The sequence below is a fragment of the Vibrio sp. SCSIO 43086 genome (assembly GCF_051132235.1).
Classification (GTDB): Bacteria; Pseudomonadota; Gammaproteobacteria; order Enterobacterales; family Vibrionaceae; genus Vibrio; species Vibrio diabolicus.
This window is the reverse complement of the sequence record NZ_CP072677.1, coordinates 2,397,231-2,413,903: the sequence shown is the minus strand read 5'-3', so window position 1 is coordinate 2,413,903 and position 16,673 is coordinate 2,397,231. Positions and strand designations below refer to the sequence as shown.

Sequence of the window (16,673 nt, the reverse complement as noted above, 5' to 3'; positions counted from 1 at the left end):
TCATTTCAAAGCCTCGCACTGTGCGAGGCTTTTTTGTACGAACGGAACAAAATAGTGTGAGATTAGTACGAATATGGCGAGAGCCACACATTTTTTATTCTCAACGCTATAGTTTTGCATGTGATATCCGATATATTTAACCGATCACCATTTCAAATTGTATTTAGCACAAAACTGAGCCTTCTATGCGTCAAAATTATAAGCGTTTGTTAGCAGCCCTTGTGTTGATGAGCGCGACTCAGACATCATCAGTGGTTCAAGCCGAAGGAATTCGTCTTGTTGGACCGTCTGGTGAAGTGCAATCATCTCCGAGCTATGCTGAAGATATTGAGCGAGCATTACCTGCTCCTCCTGCAAATACTCAGCCGTCACGTTTCTTTGGTCCGACTGGTGAAAATCAAACACTATGGTCGATCGCTTCAGAATTAAGACCTTCACGCGGTGTTACCGTTCAACAAACGCTTCTTGCCATTTATCGAATTAACCCTCAAGCGTTTGAGAACCAAAACATTCATGAGTTGATCCCAGGGAGTCGACTACGAGTACCGTCTCTAGAGCAAGTGCAAAGCGCGACTACAGAGCAAGCTGTTGCGATTATGAAAGCGCACGAGGCTAAGTTAAAACAGCCGAAGCCGACAAATAGAGCCACGCCAGCGCAACGCGTCACCGAGCAACCAAAGCCACAAATAAAAGTAGAACCCAAGCCTGTTGCTCCTAAACCAGAAACCACTGTAGCTGCGGAACCAAAACCGGTTCAAAAAACAATACCAGTTATTCCTGCGCCACCTGTGAACACCTCTCCGCAGGGTGAAAAGCAGGTCAGTGCGTTAAAAGACAAACTTCAAGGCTCACAAAGTGAATTAGAGTCATTGGAAGAGAAGAACCATCGTCTTCGCTTAATGTTGTCAGAAGTGCAAAGCGAAGTTGAAACCTTGAAAAATGAGCTGAATGACGAAGAACGCATTCGCTCGGAAGTCGAGAAACTGCTTGCTGAAGAGCGCCAGCGCCTTGCTGAGCAACAACGCATGCAGCCAAGTACGATTGACAAGATTTTGTCTAATGGTTGGCTTGTCGGCTTAGCGGCGCTTATTCCAGGTGCATTGCTGGCACTGTTGGTTGTGATGTTGCTTGGTCGCCGTTCTAAAAACAAAGAGGAAGAGCCTGCTGAGCAATCGCCGCAGGAAACCGATCCATTAGCTGCGCCAATTGGTTTAGCGGCGACGGACGAGCTGGATGAAGAACTCACACTTGATGATGAGTTGTTCGCAGATGAAGATATTAATACTCAGGCTACACAAGAAGAGAAGCCAGATTTAGAAGAAGACGTCTTTGCCAACCTTGACGATGAAGAACTGGATTTCAATCTAGAAGGGGACGATGACCCATTTGCGGGTATCGGTGATGACGGCGACCTAGATGTTGGTCTGGATGAGTTTGAGTCATCGAACAATGGTATCCAAGTTAACGGCGAAGAAAAAGCGCTTGGTTTAGAAGAGATGGAGCGAGCCTTAGATGAGGTTGCTCCAGAACTAGAAGTGCTCGATGACGATGAGGCTGGCTTCGATCTTTCAGATGATACGAACGAGAAAGCAGATTCGCTCTCAGATGACGCATTTGCGGAACTACTTGCAGCAGATGAGCCGTCAGAAGAGTTACCAAGTGACACTGTCGATCAGGATATGCTTGATGACTTGTTTGCGGAACTTGGCAATGACGACTTCGACCTAGATACCGATGAACCTGAACTAAAACAGCCCGTATCGGATGATGATTTCAGCGCAGGAGAGGCATCTGATGACGATATCGATAAGCTATTAGCTCAATACGAGCAGCCTGTTACTGAGTCGACAGAAGTTGAAGGTGACGCCAGCGAAGACGCCGTTCTAGATGAAAACAGTACGGACTTACTCGATGAACTGATCGATTTTGACGAAGATGAAATAGACGACGAGTTTGATCCACTGAATGAGCTAGAAGCACTCTCTGGTTTTGAAGGTGATGACTCGATTGAAGAGTTAGATGCAGATAGCACAGATTTACTGGATGAACTCATTGATGACGTCACATCCGAACTGGATGAAGAGACAGGAACTGAGACAGAGTTAGACCCGTTTGATGATCTGATTCGAGAGGACGAAAGCCCTGCACAGAATAAATCGGAAGAGGAAGAGTTACTCGCTTCTCTTGGTTTTGGCGAACCAGACGGCGACGAAAAACCATCTTCAATAGCCGAGTCAGAGCCCGCTCATGAAGAGCCGGAAATTGAGTCTGGTTTGGACATCGACGCTTTATTAAGTGACAGTCAACCAGACCCACAACAAACAGCGCCAGAGCAACCATTAACCGAGCCAGAAACTGATTCAGAGCCATTTAGCAGCGATGAGTTTCTTGGTGATTTAGAGGATCTCTCACCAGAGAACGATCCTTTAATGAGCGAGCTAGACGACTTGTTTGAGTCAGACAGTGAAGAGCTTCAGCCTACAGAGCAAGAAAACGCGGACTTTTCTGCTGAACTGGATGCGCTATTTGATACTGAAGATGATTTAGCGCAACAACAAGTTGAAGAGCCGCAAGCTGAGATAGAGGAATCTTCGCCACAACAAGAAGAGGATGCCAATTCTAAGTCAACTCAAGATGCATCAGTAGAGCCTGATGCTAAAGTGCCGCCTCAAGTTGAGACAGTAGAAGACGCTCCAGCGTTCACTCCGACACCAAATACAGTAGAAAATGAATTTGGTGTTCCACAAGAAGAAGATTGGCTACTGGATGAGCCTGAACTAGAAAGTGAAACTCAACCAGAGCAAGAACAAAACTCGGGTAACAAAAGTGAGCCAGAAAGTTCAGAACTAGCATCAGAAACTGATTCGGCCACCAATGCAGAAGAAGAGTTCAATTTTGATGAACTCGAACTACCAGAGTTCAGTGAAGAAGATGCACTGGCATCCATGGCCGACGAACCTGCGTTTGATGAACCAGAGCCTGTCGAGCCTGAGCGCTCTGAAACTGAGTCGGCTACTGAAGCAGAAGAAGATGAACTCAATTTTGATGAACTCGATCTACCAGAGTTCAGCGAAGAGGACGCATTGGCGTCTATGGCGGGTGAACCTGCGTTTGATGACCCAGAGTCTATCGAGCCTGAGAGCTCTGAAGCTGAGTCGGCTACTGAAGCTGAGTCGGCGACTGAAGCAGAAGAAGAGTTCGATTTTGATGAACTCGAACTGCCAGAGTTTGGTGAAGAGGATGCATTGGCGTCCATGGCAGACGAATCTGCGTTAGATGAATCAGAGTCTATCGAGCCTGAGCGCTCTGAAGCTGAGTCGGCGACTGAAGCAGAAGAAGAGTTCGATTTCGACGAACTCGAACTGCCAGAGTTCAGCGAAGAGGACGCATTGGCGTCCATGGCAGGCGAACCTACGTTAGATGAACCAGAATCTATCGAGCCTGAGCGCTCTGAAGTTGAGTCGGCGACTGAAGCAGAAGAAGAGTTCGATTTCGATGAACTCGATCTACCAGAGTTCAGCGAAGAGGACGCATTGGCGTCCATGGCAGACGAATCTGCGTTAGATGAATCAGAGTCTATCGAGCCTGAGCGCTCTGAAGCTGAGTCGGCTACTGAAGCAGAAGAAGAGTTCGATTTTGATGAACTCGATCTACCAGAGTTCAGTGAAGAAGACGCCTTGGCATCTATGGAAGAAGAGCCAGAATTACCGAGTTCTGAAACCGCAGATATAGAACCAATCTCCGGTGAGGATGAAGAGCTAAGTTTTGACGACCAAGACCTTCCTGAGTTCAATGAGGAAGATGTTCTCGCATCAATGAATGAGAGTGCGCCAGAGACTCCTAATGTTGAAGCTGAGACATCGAGACCAACTCTTCAAGCCGATAACGATCATGATGCTTTGTTTGAAGTTTTTGCGCAGCAAAACGGTTTTGATACTGAACCAGAAGTGCAGCCAACGGCGACAGAGGGTGAGCCGCTAAGTGACTTAGATGATGAATCTTCAATGGCTAACCTTCTTGCTGAAGACGCAAGTTCAGAGGTATTTGAAGGTCAGTTAGACAGTGACACCATCGCAAGCGCAGGTATGGATTTTGAAACCATGCTTGATGTTGGAGATGATTGGGATGGCTTTAAACCAGCTGCCGATAGCGTAAGTTCTACGGAAGATGTGCCTGAGGACCAGCGTGATGTTTGGAATTCGAGTGACGCACTAAGTCAGCCAGAGATCGCGCAAGAAAACTGGGCAGAGCAAAGCAACTTGGATGACTTCGACCCGAAGAAAAATCAATTTATGACGATTGATGAATTGATGGCTCAGGTCGATAAAGAAGGTGGTGAGTTCGAAGAGGAAGATCTGAAGCTTGATGTCGGATTGAACGAGTTTCCAGATGTTATCGGTGAGATCGGCGATGTTGACGTAGATAGCAACGCTGAAGCTGCTGGAAAACTGGACCTTGCTAAAATCTATCTCGAGATGAACGATTCTCAAGGGGCGATAAAATTACTAGAAGAGGCGATTGTTTACGGTGAAGATGATATACGCCGCGAAGCAAAGAGCTTGATTGATGCCATTAATGGCCGATAAATCGAAAAGGGTAGCGTTGGCTACCCTTTTTGTGTCTCGCTAGTATGATGCTACCTCTACGTCATCCTTGTTGAAACTGGCAACTTGAGGTGACTTGAGTATATACTTCCCGCCCCATTTTAGAGTTCGAAGGTTAAGATGAGAATCGCATTAGGTATCGAGTACAACGGTACAAACTACTTTGGTTGGCAGCGCCAAAGAGAAGTGAAAAGTGTCCAAGAAGAGCTAGAGAAAGCATTGTCCGTTATTGCTAATCACCCAGTTGAAGTGCAGTGTGCTGGTCGGACAGACGCTGGCGTGCATGGCACAGGACAAGTTGTGCACTTTGATACCAACGTTACTCGAAAAATGGTAGCTTGGACCATGGGCGCAAACGCGAACATGCCGAGTGATATAGCGGTTCGTTGGGCTAAGGAAGTCCCAGATGATTTCCATGCACGATTCTCAGCGACAGCGCGCCGTTATCGTTACATTATTTTCAATCATGCTTTACGACCTGGCATCTTAAACTCTGGTGTGAGCCACTATCATGGTGAGCTCGACGAGAAAAAAATGCATGAGGCAGGGCAGTATCTGCTTGGTGAAAATGATTTTACGTCGTTTCGTGCGGCGCATTGTCAGTCTCGTAGCCCATTTCGAAACTTGATGCATCTGAACGTTACGCGCCATGGGAACTATGTGGTTATTGATATTAAAGCCAATGCGTTCGTGCATCATATGGTTCGTAACATCACGGGTAGCTTGATAAAGGTTGGACGTGGTGAAGAGAGTCCTGAATGGATCAAATGGTTGCTAGAGGCTAAAGATCGCAAACTAGCGGGTGCGACAGCGAAAGCGGAAGGTCTGTACCTGGTAGATGTAGACTATCCAGAAGAATTTGGGTTACCTGAAGTGCCGATCGGTCCACTGTTTTTGCCAGATAATTTGAACTAATTTTACAAACTTATTTCAAAATATCGGTAGTGTTTACATTGAATGTGAGCGGAAAACATACGCTATTTATGATATCAAAAATAGGTACAACCAGTTTTTTATCTACAGTAGCTGCAAGATATGGTTTAATCCGTCGGTATTATGTCGAATTTATATCTTTCGCAATGAAGCGGAAGAGTTGAGAGAAAAGGTCTTCCATGAGTTGGCTTGAAAAGATTTTAGAGAAAAGCAACCTAGTAAGTTCACGCAAAGCTTCTATCCCAGAAGGTGTGTGGACTAAATGTACCTCTTGTGAACAGGTTTTATACCATGCTGAACTAGAGCGTAACCTAGAAGTTTGTCCAAAGTGTAACCATCACATGCGCATGAAAGCGCGTCGTCGTTTGGAAACGTTTTTAGATGAAGGCAATCGAGTTGAATTAGGTACCGAACTTGAGCCACAGGATAAACTGAAATTTAAAGATTCTAAGCGATACAAAGAGCGTATCTCTGCAGCACAAAAAAACAGCGGAGAGAAAGATGCGCTAGTTGTGATGCAAGGTGAACTGCTTGGTCTACCCCTTGTGGCGTGTGCGTTTGAATTCTCCTTTATGGGCGGTTCAATGGGTTCAGTTGTTGGTGCTCGCTTCGTAAAAGCGGTGGATGCAGCAATTGAAAACAATTGTGCACTTGTTTGTTTCTCAGCAAGTGGTGGCGCTCGTATGCAAGAGGCATTGATGTCTCTTATGCAAATGGCAAAAACCAGTGCTGCGCTTGAGCGTCTATCAGAAAAAGGCCTGCCGTTTATTTCGGTTCTAACTGACCCTACAATGGGTGGTGTATCAGCAAGTTTGGCTATGTTGGGTGATATCAACATCGGTGAACCTAAGGCGCTGATTGGCTTTGCTGGTCGTCGTGTTATCGAGCAAACAGTGCGTGAAGATCTTCCTGAAGGTTTCCAGCGTAGTGAGTTCCTGCTTGATCACGGTGCGATTGATATGATCGTTGACCGTCGTGAAATGCGTCAGCGTGTGGGTGGTCTAATCGCTAAGATGACTAACCACAAGTCTCCTTTGGTGGTTTCGGTTAACGAATCTCCAAATGAAGAGCCATATTCTGTACCAGAAGCGGACGAAAAAGGGTAAAGTATCAACTAACATAAAAACCAAAGAATTTAATGGTTAAAGTTAGATGACCCAAAACCCAATTCCTCAAGCCACATCTTCATTAGAGATGTGGCTTGATTATTTAGCAAATATTCATTCCTCAGCAATTGATCTAGGCTTAGACCGTGTCCAAGCGGTAGCAAACAAAGCCAATCTTACCAAACCAGCTCCAACCGTAATCACCGTTGCCGGAACCAATGGCAAAGGCTCAACGTGTGCGTTAATGGAAGCCATTTTACTCGATGCTGGCTATTCAGTCGGTGTTTACAGCTCTCCGCACCTGATTCGTTACAACGAGCGTGTACGCATTAATGGCGTCGACGTTGTAGATGCAAAGCACTGTGAAGCATTCGACTATGTAGAAAAGCAGCGTGGTGATATCAGCCTTAGCCTCTTTGAATTCGGTACGCTTGCTGCGCTACGTATTTTCCAAGCAGAGAAAGTCGACGTTGTGTTGCTTGAAGTAGGACTTGGCGGCCGTCTAGACGCCACCAACGTTGTTGACCATGATGTTTCTGTTATTACGAGCTTAGCGATCGATCATGTGGATTGGCTTGGTGATGACATCAATGTCATTGGTTTTGAAAAGGCAGGCATTTACCGTCCAGGGAAGCCAGCAATTTGTGGTCAACCAATGCCACCGGCGACCGTGGCAGCTCATGCTGACGATATTGGCTCTGAGTTCTTCCAAGTTGGTATTCAGTATGATTACCAACTAACTAATAATGGTTGGAAGTGGAGCAGTGGCGCATTTGCGTTAGAGGATTTACCTGTCCCATCGTTACCGCTACAAAACGCGGCAACAGCATTGATGGCGTTGGGAGCATCGGAATTGCAAATCACTGACATAAACATTGTCAATGGCTTGAATAATGCTCGCCTGGCAGGGCGCATGCAGATATTGCATCACGAGCCGGAGATAATCCTTGATGTCGCGCACAACCCGCACTCTGCTGAGTATTTGGTAGAGAAAGTGAAGCACCAATATTTGGGTAAGAATATCCATATTGTAGTCGCGATGCTGCATGACAAAGACATTAAAGCAACCATTGAAGCGCTAACTCCAATTGCAACACAATGGTATCCAGCGTCGCTAACCGGACCGAGAGCGGCGACTGCTGGAGAGTTGTGCCAATACTTACCCGATGGGCAAGTTCATTTTGAAAACCCTGTTGACGCCTTTGAGAATGCAAGAAGCCACGCAAAGCAAGAAGACGTCATTCTGGTGGTTGGTTCATTCCATACTGTCGGAGAGGTATTGGAACATTGGCAATCAAAGAATAAATAAGCAAAGGTATTTTGATGGCAAGTAAATTCCAAAGTCGTTTAGTCGGCACCATCATTCTAGTCGCAGTCGGAGTGATTGTTCTTCCCGATGTGCTAGATGGTAAGAAACTGCACTACAAAGAAGAATTTGCCAGTATTCCTATCAAACCTGAACTTGATAGTGATGTGGAAAACTTCGAAATATTAGAGCCAGTGGAAGACGACATAGCGTTACCGGACTCTCCAGTTGAAGCGGTGGTGCAGGATCAAGAGGGCGCCCAAGTGGCTGCTTCTGAGCCTGACCCAACACCGACGCCTAAACCAGAGGTCATCAAACAGCCAGAGCAAGTTGAGGTGGCCACTCGTCCTGTGCAAGAAAAAAATCAATATGAAGATTCTGCTTGGATCATTCAGTTGATGGCGCTTAAGAATCACGAAAATGCGGTCGCGCTTGTCGCTGATTTGCAAAAGCGTGGCTATCAAGCTCATACAAAGAAAGAAAACGAGTTTACGAGAGTGATTGTTGGTCCTGATGTGTCAAAAAGTAAACTTGAACGGCAAGTCAAGGAATTACAAAAAATTACAGGCTCAAAAGGTCAATTGCTTAAATTTAAGCCATTAAATCCATAAGAAAACGTTTGCGTCAGCATTTTTTCTGTTAAAATGCGCGCCAACTTAAGATGAAGAAAACATGAATTGGATAGATTTTATCATTTTAGGTGTGATCGGATTTTCAGCTCTGATCAGTTTAGTTCGCGGTTTTGCTAAAGAAGCTTTGTCTTTGGTGATTTGGTTTGGAGCGTTTTTTATCTCCAGCAACTACTACGCCAAATTGGCGGTGTACTTCACCAACATCGAAGATGACATGTTTCGTAACGGAGCGGCGATTGCGGCTTTATTTGTCGCGACCTTGGTAGTTGGTGCAGTGGTGAATTACGTCATTGGTCAACTGGTACAAAAAACAGGGCTATCAGGTACGGACCGAATTCTTGGGATTGTATTTGGTGGTCTACGCGGAGTCTTAATTGTTTCTGCGGTGCTGTTTTTTATGGATGCGTTTACTGCATTCCCAAGCTCGGATTGGTGGAAAGATTCACAGTTGATCCCTGAGTTCAGCCGTATCATCGCCCCATTCTTCGAGCATTTACAAGCAACATCAAGTTTTCTGTCTGGCACTATCTAGTAGTGCCAGCTACTGTCGCAAATCGAGGATTAGGACATGTGTGGTATTGTTGGAATCGTGGGCACAACGCCTGTAAACCAGTCTATTTATGACGCGTTAACGGTGTTACAGCATCGTGGCCAAGATGCCGCTGGTATTTGTACCATAGAAAGCAATCGTTTTCGTCTGCGCAAGGCGAACGGTTTAGTCAAGGATGTATTTGAAGCAAGACATATGCAGCGCCTGCAAGGCGAGGTCGGAATTGGTCATGTTCGTTACCCAACAGCAGGCAGTTCAAGTGCTTCAGAAGCTCAACCTTTCTACGTAAACTCTCCTTTCGGTATTACACTTGCCCACAATGGCAACTTGACCAACGCTAACGAAGTTCGTCAAAAGCTGTTTGAAAAAGATCGCCGTCATATCAATACCACTTCAGACTCCGAAGTATTACTAAATGTACTGGCGCACGAAATTGACTCAGTAAAAGGAAATGTCACGACAGAAGACGTATTCCGCGCAGTCACCAATGTGCATCGCACAATTCGTGGTGCTTACGCTGTGACTGCCATGATTATCGGTCATGGTATGATTGCGTTTCGTGACCCACACGGTATTCGCCCTCTATGTTTAGGTAAGCGTGAAGTTAATGGCAGAGCGGAGTACATGGTTGCGTCTGAGTCGGTAGCATTGGATGCCGTCGGTTTTGATTTTGTTCGTGATGTTGCACCTGGTGAGGCGATCTACGCAACGTTTGACGGTGAACTGTACACGAAGCAGTGTGCAGACAATCCTAAGCTGAACCCTTGTATTTTCGAGTTCGTGTATTTTGCTCGTCCAGACTCGTTCATCGATAAAATTTCGGTATACAGTGCTCGCGTTGAAATGGGTAAAAAGTTAGGCGAACGTATTCGTGAAGACTACGCAAATCTTGATATTGATGTCGTTATTCCTATCCCTGAAACTTCATGTGATATCGCACTTCAAATCGCTCAAGCGATCGATATCCCTTACCGCCAAGGCTTCGTGAAAAACCGTTACGTGGGACGTACGTTTATCATGCCTGGTCAGCAACAACGTAAGAAATCTGTACGTCGCAAGTTGAATGCAATTCGTTCGGAGTTCAAAGATAAGAATGTGTTGCTGGTGGATGACTCTATCGTTCGTGGTACTACGTCAGAACAAATCATCGAAATGGCACGTGATTCTGGTGCTAAGAAAGTGTACATGGTATCAGCAGCACCAGAAGTTCGATTCCCGAACGTGTACGGCATTGATATGCCAAGTGCTACCGAGCTTATTGCTCATGGCCGTGACAACGATACAATTTGTAAGCAGATTGGTGCTGATGCATTGATTTATCAACGTCTAGAAGACTTGGTTGAGGCTGTCGGCCTTGGAAACCAAGATATTACTCAGTTCGATACATCCGTGTTTAACGGCGAATACGTAACGGGTGATATTGACCAACAATACCTAGACTTCTTAGATGGTCTTCGTAACGATGATGCGAAAACACAACTTGAAATCCAACAGGATTTAGCAAACCTAGAGCTGCATAACGAAGGCGCATAATAGGCGTTTCTTGAGGCGTAAAAAAACCAGAGCTCCGGCTCTGGTTTTTTGTATTCGCTATCGAATTAGTGAATGTTGTAAGCGATCACAAAGTCGATAAAGAGACGAACTTTCTCTGGCAGGTGATCTTTGTGGTTGTAAAGCATATAAATGTCGCGCGGGTTTGCACTCCAATCTGGCAGTATGCGTACCAAATCGCCGCTTTCGATGTATTCTTTGATCATGACATCTGGCATTAGCGTGATGCCTAAACCTTCGGAACAAGCACTGCGTACTACATTTAGTGCATTCGCCTGAAAGCGACCACGATCAACGTTTACTACAGACTCGCCTTTGCTATTAATTAAGGTCCACTTGATAAGAGGGTAGCCTTTTAGCAATGAATGGTTAGAGAGCTCTTCTGCGTGGTTTGGTGCCGGATTCGAGGCAAGGTAGTCAGGACTTGCGACAAGAATATCCTTCACTTCGCCAATCTTGCGTGCGATCAGGCTAGAATCACGTTGGGGCCCCACTCGAAAAATGACATCCCATTCAGTCGGGTCAAGCTTGTCTGCATTATTTTCTGTCGTTAGTTCGATATTGATGTCCGGATACTGCTTCATAAAGCTGTTGAACATCGGCATCATCATGCGCTTAGTTAAGTTATAAGGCGCCGATATCTTAATCTTGCCTGATGCTCCTCGGCAGTCGTCAGTGATTTCCTCTGCTGCCGTGGTTAGCCTTTGTAGCAAAGGAGAGCACTCATGGTAAAAACGTTCCCCGGCTTCTGTAAGCGAGAGTTTGCGAGCGTGACGGTTCAACAGTCGAAGATTGACAGAGTCTTCTAGCGCTTGAATGCGTCGGGTGATGGTCGCAACCGGGATCATGGTTTTTCGCGAAGTTGCGGTGTAGCTCCCATTTTCGACAACCAGTCGAAACAGGTTTAAGTCATCTAATTTCATATTTCCAGACACATTAAATTACCGATTACGGCTAATTTATAATTAACTTTGTGATCAAAGCTTGCTTTAAGTCAACATGTTGCATCATTTGAACACAGCAACCCTGTTTGAGTAAATACTGTTATACCCCGTAATATTTGTATAAACGCCGTTTTCAAGCTACGTTTTATAACAAGGCGGAACGGCCTCAAGTCTTGCTGCGCAACGTTTCGCCGGATGTAAACACAACAAAAATAATGACTTAATAATAAATCTGTTTTTTGACTTAGCTTTGTGAGGTGTAAAGGTATGTTTAAGACTCACAGTCAAACGGCAATGGTCTCGGCACAGGAAGTGGTTAATCAAAAACTAATTATGTTGGTGGATGATGATCCAATATTTCGTAAAGTAACCAATGCTTATTTAGAAAGTCAGGGTTTTAAAGTAGTAGAAGCTGAAAACGGCCTAGAGGCGCTTCAACAACTCAGGGAATGCCAACCCGATCTTATCTTGTGTGATTTATCGATGCCGGTGTTAGATGGCATTGAATTCGTCGAAGAAGTCAGTCTTGAATATCCATACTTGCCGCTTATCGTGGTATCCGGCACGGATGAAATGTCCGATGTCGCGAAAGCGTTGCGATTTGGTATTAAAGATTTTCTTCCTAAACCGATAGGTAATTATGAGCACCTATCTCAGGCGATAGACAATACGCTCGAAGATACCGATAGCCATTTCTCCGAACAGCGAGACTTTTCAAGTCAGTGGTTCCGAGTCGATGACGGTGGCGAAATCCCAGATGAGCAAGAGCTTCACTGGCATCTAGAGTATTTGCAGCAGAACCCGAGTGCTGCAAGAGATTTACTGCATGCTTTATTGCCAGAGAAAGATGCTTCTCAAGGTGATTGGCGCTGCTCATACCGTTTATTGCAATCGACGGACGTTATGCCACTGGTGTTCGATTATCGTTGGTTAATGAACGGGCAGTTTGCGTTCTATCTCGTTGACTCTGCTTCCCAGAGTAATGATGGTGTCGCGACGACATTGCTTGTTAGGGCTTTGTTTGACGATTACCTGCGTAATTTGAAGAGTTTCAGTGCTGATCTGAAGGATATGGTAGGGATCATTGAAAAAGGAATCGAGTGTTCAGAGTGCGCTGGTGCGGTTAATGCTGTATTTGGTGTCGCCGATCTGGCTTCGTCTTCCGTTTCTATCCTGCCTGCGGGTTTAGATAGTCATTGGTCTGACGGAAATACTAATCAACATATCGCGGCAGGTAACTGTTTAGGGGCAGGAAGTATGAAAAACTTCATAACCCGAGATTTACCGCTAGGTGTTGCTGGTCAGTTATCCATCGGTTGTTTAGGCTCTTCAAGTTTTAGCTTAAATATTGCCCGGAAATCACGACTGGTATAATTCTGACTTCATAACACAATAAGCAGCGTCTTGGCGCTGCTTATTGTCTTTTTAGAACCACAAAAAAACAACAAATGCTCGAACAATAACCTTACTTTTTGCTGGTGTTTAGATTTGGCTGTTTAAGGTATAGTCAACGCCCAAAACAATAATGACCCATTTGTGCAACGATAATTTAACGCTGTGCCTTGGGAGAAGCAAAGTCAACTAGTGAGAAGATACATCATGGCAGACAAAGATTTTAAAGAGCCTTATAATATTTTTTACTTTTTAGGTTTCATTGCAGTACTTTTAATTCCAACATTACCTGCAACGCTAACCTGGCTTCGTGTAATGAATGGTTACGCAGGCTTTTAATCTAGCTATTTTGTACCGGAGTTCACCATTCGTATTAAGCGTTACTTTTTCAATACCGTTGGTGGACTCTGTATTGTGCTCGGCATTGCCGGCATAGCCCTTCCGCTTTTACCCACCACTCCTTTCATTCTACTTGCTAGTGCATGTTTTATGCGTGGTAGCCCCGCATTTCATCATTGGCTACATAACCACAAAACGTTTGGACCGATTCTCGATAATTGGCATAAGCACCGGGCTGTTACTTCAAAAGTAAAACAGCGTGGCGCCATTTTTATTGCACTTAGTTTCATGGTTTCAATCGTTGTTGTTCCCCTTGTTTGGGTGAAAATTGGTCTTTTAGTGATGCTAATCGTTTTACTCGGCTGGTTTATGCGTCTGCCTGTGATTGAGTTGGTTGCTGACAGAGAAGAAAATCACTAAGATTATAGAGAATAGTGTGCCCGCTCTTCGAGTGGGCGTTTGTATTTTCAGCGCCTGTGACTGTTACGAAAATAAGCACATAGTGGTGAAAACCTATTGTTCGTTGCCCTCGTGATACTGCGATTAGAGAGGGCGATGAGCCAATCTAAGTAAATCGGTATTATGACTACAGAAACAATTTCACTGATCAAATCTAGCATCAAAAGCATCCAAGACTACCCAAAGCCAGGCATTCTATTTCGTGATGTGACGAGCCTTCTTGAAGACGCAAAAGCATACCAAGCGACGATCAACCTTCTTGTTGAACGTTACAAAGATATGGGCTTTACCAAGGTTGTGGGTACGGAAGCTCGTGGCTTTTTATTTGGTGCGCCTTTAGCGCTTGAGCTAGGTGTTGGTTTTGTACCAGTGCGTAAACCAGGCAAGCTACCACGTCCTACTGTTGCTCAATCTTATGAGCTTGAATACGGCGTTGATACACTGGAAATCCATACAGATGCCATCGTTGAAGGCGACAAAGTACTGGTTGTCGACGATTTATTAGCAACGGGCGGTACTATTGAAGCGACGACTAAGCTGATTCGCCAACTGGGCGGTGAAGTTGAGCACGCTGCGTTCGTTATCAACCTACCAGAAATCGGTGGTGATAAACGTTTAGAAGCACTAGGTCTAAACGTATACAGCATTTGCGATTTTGAAGGACATTAATACATTCAATGAGTTATTTAGCTTTAGCGCGAAAATGGCGTCCTAATCAGTTTGACCAAGTTGTCGGACAAAAACATGTCCTGACGGCGTTGGAAAACGCACTGGCGCAAAACCGTTTACACCATGCTTATCTGTTCAGCGGGACTCGTGGTGTGGGTAAAACGAGTATCGGTAGGTTGTTTGCCAAAGGCTTGAACTGCGAAACCGGTATTACCGCGACACCTTGTGGTAAGTGCGATACTTGTCGTGAAATTGATGAAGGTCGCTTTGTCGATCTTCTTGAAATCGATGCGGCATCACGTACTAAAGTTGAAGACACTCGCGAACTGTTAGACAACGTTCAATACAAACCTGCTCGTGGACGTTTTAAAGTGTACCTCATCGATGAGGTACACATGCTATCGCGTCACTCTTTCAATGCGTTGTTGAAAACCCTGGAAGAGCCGCCAGAGTATGTGAAGTTCTTACTCGCGACAACCGATCCACAAAAGCTGCCAGTTACTATATTGTCGCGTTGTCTACAGTTCCATCTCAAACCGATCAGCGTTGATGATATTCATCAGCAACTCGACTACATTTTGGGTCAAGAGCAAGTATCGGCAGAACCAAAAGCACTGGGTATGATTTCACATGCTGCAGATGGCAGTATGCGTGATGCTCTCAGCTTGACCGATCAAGCAATTGCTTTAGGTAACGGTGCGGTGCAAACCGATATTGTCAGCCACATGTTGGGGACGATTGATACCGACCAAGCGATTCACTTACTAGAGTCAATCAGCAGCAAGCAACCTCAACAAGCCATGGATAAAATCCAGCAATTAGCGGCAAATGGTGTTGAGTGGGATGGTTTGTTGCAGCAAGTCGCAACACAGCTTCATCGAATTGCGATGTATCAAGCGTTGCCAGCGTCGCTAGACCGAGCGCAGCCAGATGCAGAAAAAATCGAGTTGTTGAGTAAAGCACTAAGTCCGCAAGACGTTCAGCTTTACTACCAAATTGCATTGAAAGGTCGTGAAGATTTGACCCTCTCGCCAAATGGGCGAGTCGGTCTGGAAATGATTGTACTGCGTATGATGGCGTTCCGCCCATCAAATAACAGTGGGGCAAATGTTGTTTCCAGTAACTGCGAACCAGCTTCAGTACCAGTTCAAAGTGCCAGTCAGCCAAAGACTGCGCCAGCTCAGACAATCGCTGCTCCTCGAGCTCAGCAGCCGAATCCAGCACAAAGCACACCACAAGTGGCGCCTCAACCTTCATCCAATTCGCAACCTGAGTATCACGCGAGTGGATATGAGACGGTTCCGCCACAGTATGATATGGCGCCGCCGATGAGCGAAAACCCAGCGCCGCAGCATGAAACGCCACCTCAACAAGTGCAAGAGAGCGTTTCAACATCGGCGCGCGGTGGTCTAAGCGGTTTACGTCACCAATTACGCTCTCAGCGTCAAGGCCTACAACAGAACACTCCTCAAAATGGTGGCTCAAAAAAGCCTAAAGCGGCATCTGCACAACCAGAATCGGTTATCGACCGAGTAGCGCAATTGCATGGCAATTCCGCGCAGGTGTCGCCAAACTCAGCTCCGAAGTCGACGGAGCCACAAGTTGAGGAAGCGTATCGCTGGCGTCCAAGCAAGCCTGTTGAGACAAAAGTGAATACAAAACTGACACCTACGCAGCTCAAGCAGGCACTTGAGCATGAGAAAACGCCTGAAATGGCACAAAAGCTCATCGATGAATCGTTAGAACATAATGAATGGGCGAAGCTAATCAGCTTAATGGAGATCCCTAAGCTGGTAGAGCAACTTGCGCTAAACTCTCATTATAGTAAGGAAGGAACAACCGTTTCGTTACTATTGAGAAGCAGCCAAGCTCATTTGAATACTGATAGAGCTCAAGCCGAATTGCTTAAAGCACTTAATACCGTGTTAGGTGAAGAGTGCCACATGAGCATCGAAATAGGGGAGAGTGGAGAAACACCACTTGAACTTAGAGATAGGCTCTATCAAGAGAAATTACAGCAAGCTCTGAATAGTTTAGAAAACGATCCAAATGTTCAATTTATTGAACGTCGTTTTGCTGCAGAGCTTGATAAAGATAGTGTGCGCCCTATCTAATAATCGAATGGAATGGGGTTGAAAACCCAAAGGTATAACCCCATTAATTGATGCAACACCTCATTAAACCAGAG

13 protein-coding genes are annotated in these 16,673 nt (G+C 45.5%); 12 read left to right on the top strand and 1 reads right to left on the bottom strand.

Annotated elements, in window-relative coordinates; genetic code table 11:
* Positions 1-185: 185 nt before the first annotated feature.
* The 7 genes from J8Z23_RS11460 (at position 186) to purF (ending at position 10,664) form a co-directional block, all read left to right on the top strand.
* Entirely contained in the window at positions 186-4,586 is a 4,401-nt protein-coding gene (locus J8Z23_RS11460; protein WP_434633592.1) for a FimV/HubP family polar landmark protein, read from the top strand.
* 138 nt (positions 4,587-4,724) lie between these two features.
* Positions 4,725-5,519, top strand: a complete 795-nt coding sequence (gene truA / locus J8Z23_RS11455; RefSeq protein ID WP_005397196.1) for a tRNA pseudouridine(38-40) synthase TruA — start codon at positions 4,725-4,727, stop codon at positions 5,517-5,519.
* Positions 5,520-5,716: 197 nt separating this feature from the next.
* Positions 5,717-6,643 carry an acetyl-CoA carboxylase, carboxyltransferase subunit beta gene (gene accD, locus J8Z23_RS11450; protein WP_005397203.1) on the top strand — a complete coding sequence of 309 codons (927 nt, stop codon included), beginning with the start codon at positions 5,717-5,719 and terminating at the stop codon, positions 6,641-6,643.
* Positions 6,644-6,689: 46 nt separating this feature from the next.
* Positions 6,690-7,952 (top strand): bifunctional tetrahydrofolate synthase/dihydrofolate synthase, encoded by a 1,263-nt coding sequence (folC, locus tag J8Z23_RS11445; RefSeq protein ID WP_434633588.1) that lies wholly within the window; start codon positions 6,690-6,692, stop codon positions 7,950-7,952.
* Positions 7,953-7,966: 14 nt separating this feature from the next.
* The gene (locus J8Z23_RS11440) at positions 7,967-8,560 is read left to right on the top strand and encodes an SPOR domain-containing protein (protein ID WP_434633585.1); all 594 of its coding nucleotides are present in this window, start codon (positions 7,967-7,969) and stop codon (positions 8,558-8,560) included.
* Between the two features lie 61 nt (positions 8,561-8,621).
* Complete coding sequence (locus tag J8Z23_RS11435) at positions 8,622-9,113, top strand: CvpA family protein (RefSeq protein WP_005380590.1); 492 nt, start codon at positions 8,622-8,624, stop codon at positions 9,111-9,113.
* Positions 9,114-9,149: 36 nt separating this feature from the next.
* On the top strand, positions 9,150-10,664 hold the full coding sequence (purF, locus tag J8Z23_RS11430) for an amidophosphoribosyltransferase (RefSeq protein WP_005397209.1): 1,515 nt from the start codon (positions 9,150-9,152) through the stop codon (positions 10,662-10,664).
* Between the two features lie 65 nt (positions 10,665-10,729).
* Here the strand turns inward: purF and J8Z23_RS11425 are convergent, their stop codons facing one another.
* Positions 10,730-11,605: a LysR family transcriptional regulator gene (locus tag J8Z23_RS11425; RefSeq protein WP_005397211.1), complete on the bottom strand. Its 876-nt coding sequence runs from the start codon at positions 11,603-11,605 to the stop codon at positions 10,730-10,732.
* A 288-nt stretch (positions 11,606-11,893) separates the two neighbouring features.
* Here J8Z23_RS11425 and J8Z23_RS11420 point away from each other — a divergent pair, with 288 nt between their 5' ends.
* From J8Z23_RS11420 to dnaX, 5 genes are all read left to right on the top strand, one after another.
* The gene (locus tag J8Z23_RS11420; protein ID WP_005397213.1) at positions 11,894-13,000 is read left to right on the top strand and encodes a response regulator; all 1,107 of its coding nucleotides are present in this window, start codon (positions 11,894-11,896) and stop codon (positions 12,998-13,000) included.
* Positions 13,001-13,225: 225 nt separating this feature from the next.
* Positions 13,226-13,357 carry a hypothetical protein gene (locus tag J8Z23_RS11415; RefSeq protein WP_005380608.1) on the top strand — a complete coding sequence of 44 codons (132 nt, stop codon included), beginning with the start codon at positions 13,226-13,228 and terminating at the stop codon, positions 13,355-13,357.
* A gap of 72 nt (positions 13,358-13,429) precedes the next feature.
* The gene (locus J8Z23_RS11410) at positions 13,430-13,777 is read left to right on the top strand and encodes a YbaN family protein (RefSeq protein ID WP_043884580.1); all 348 of its coding nucleotides are present in this window, start codon (positions 13,430-13,432) and stop codon (positions 13,775-13,777) included.
* A gap of 162 nt (positions 13,778-13,939) precedes the next feature.
* Positions 13,940-14,485, top strand: coding sequence for an adenine phosphoribosyltransferase (gene apt, locus J8Z23_RS11405; protein ID WP_005380615.1), 546 nt, complete (start codon positions 13,940-13,942; stop codon positions 14,483-14,485).
* Between the two features lie 8 nt (positions 14,486-14,493).
* Complete coding sequence (dnaX, locus tag J8Z23_RS11400) at positions 14,494-16,599, top strand: DNA polymerase III subunit gamma/tau (protein ID WP_434633580.1); 2,106 nt, start codon at positions 14,494-14,496, stop codon at positions 16,597-16,599.
* Positions 16,600-16,673: the final 74 nt, after the last annotated feature.

Bases quoted from the DNA above. Each gene is read 5' to 3' on its own strand.
- J8Z23_RS11460 (WP_434633592.1), top strand. From the start codon at position 186: ATGCGTCAAAATTATAAGCGTTTGTTAGCAGCCCTTGTGTTGATGAGC.
- apt (WP_005380615.1), top strand. From the start codon at position 13,940: ATGACTACAGAAACAATTTCACTGATCAAATCTAGCATCAAAAGCATC.
- J8Z23_RS11415 (WP_005380608.1), top strand. From the start codon at position 13,226: ATGGCAGACAAAGATTTTAAAGAGCCTTATAATATTTTTTACTTTTTA.
- J8Z23_RS11435 (WP_005380590.1), top strand. From the start codon at position 8,622: ATGAATTGGATAGATTTTATCATTTTAGGTGTGATCGGATTTTCAGCT.
- J8Z23_RS11425 (WP_005397211.1), bottom strand. From the start codon at position 11,605: ATGAAATTAGATGACTTAAACCTGTTTCGACTGGTTGTCGAAAATGGG.
- folC (WP_434633588.1), top strand. From the start codon at position 6,690: ATGACCCAAAACCCAATTCCTCAAGCCACATCTTCATTAGAGATGTGG.
- accD (WP_005397203.1), top strand. From the start codon at position 5,717: ATGAGTTGGCTTGAAAAGATTTTAGAGAAAAGCAACCTAGTAAGTTCA.
- purF (WP_005397209.1), top strand. From the start codon at position 9,150: ATGTGTGGTATTGTTGGAATCGTGGGCACAACGCCTGTAAACCAGTCT.
- dnaX (WP_434633580.1), top strand. From the start codon at position 14,494: ATGAGTTATTTAGCTTTAGCGCGAAAATGGCGTCCTAATCAGTTTGAC.
- J8Z23_RS11440 (WP_434633585.1), top strand. From the start codon at position 7,967: ATGGCAAGTAAATTCCAAAGTCGTTTAGTCGGCACCATCATTCTAGTC.
- truA (WP_005397196.1), top strand. From the start codon at position 4,725: ATGAGAATCGCATTAGGTATCGAGTACAACGGTACAAACTACTTTGGT.
- J8Z23_RS11420 (WP_005397213.1), top strand. From the start codon at position 11,894: ATGTTTAAGACTCACAGTCAAACGGCAATGGTCTCGGCACAGGAAGTG.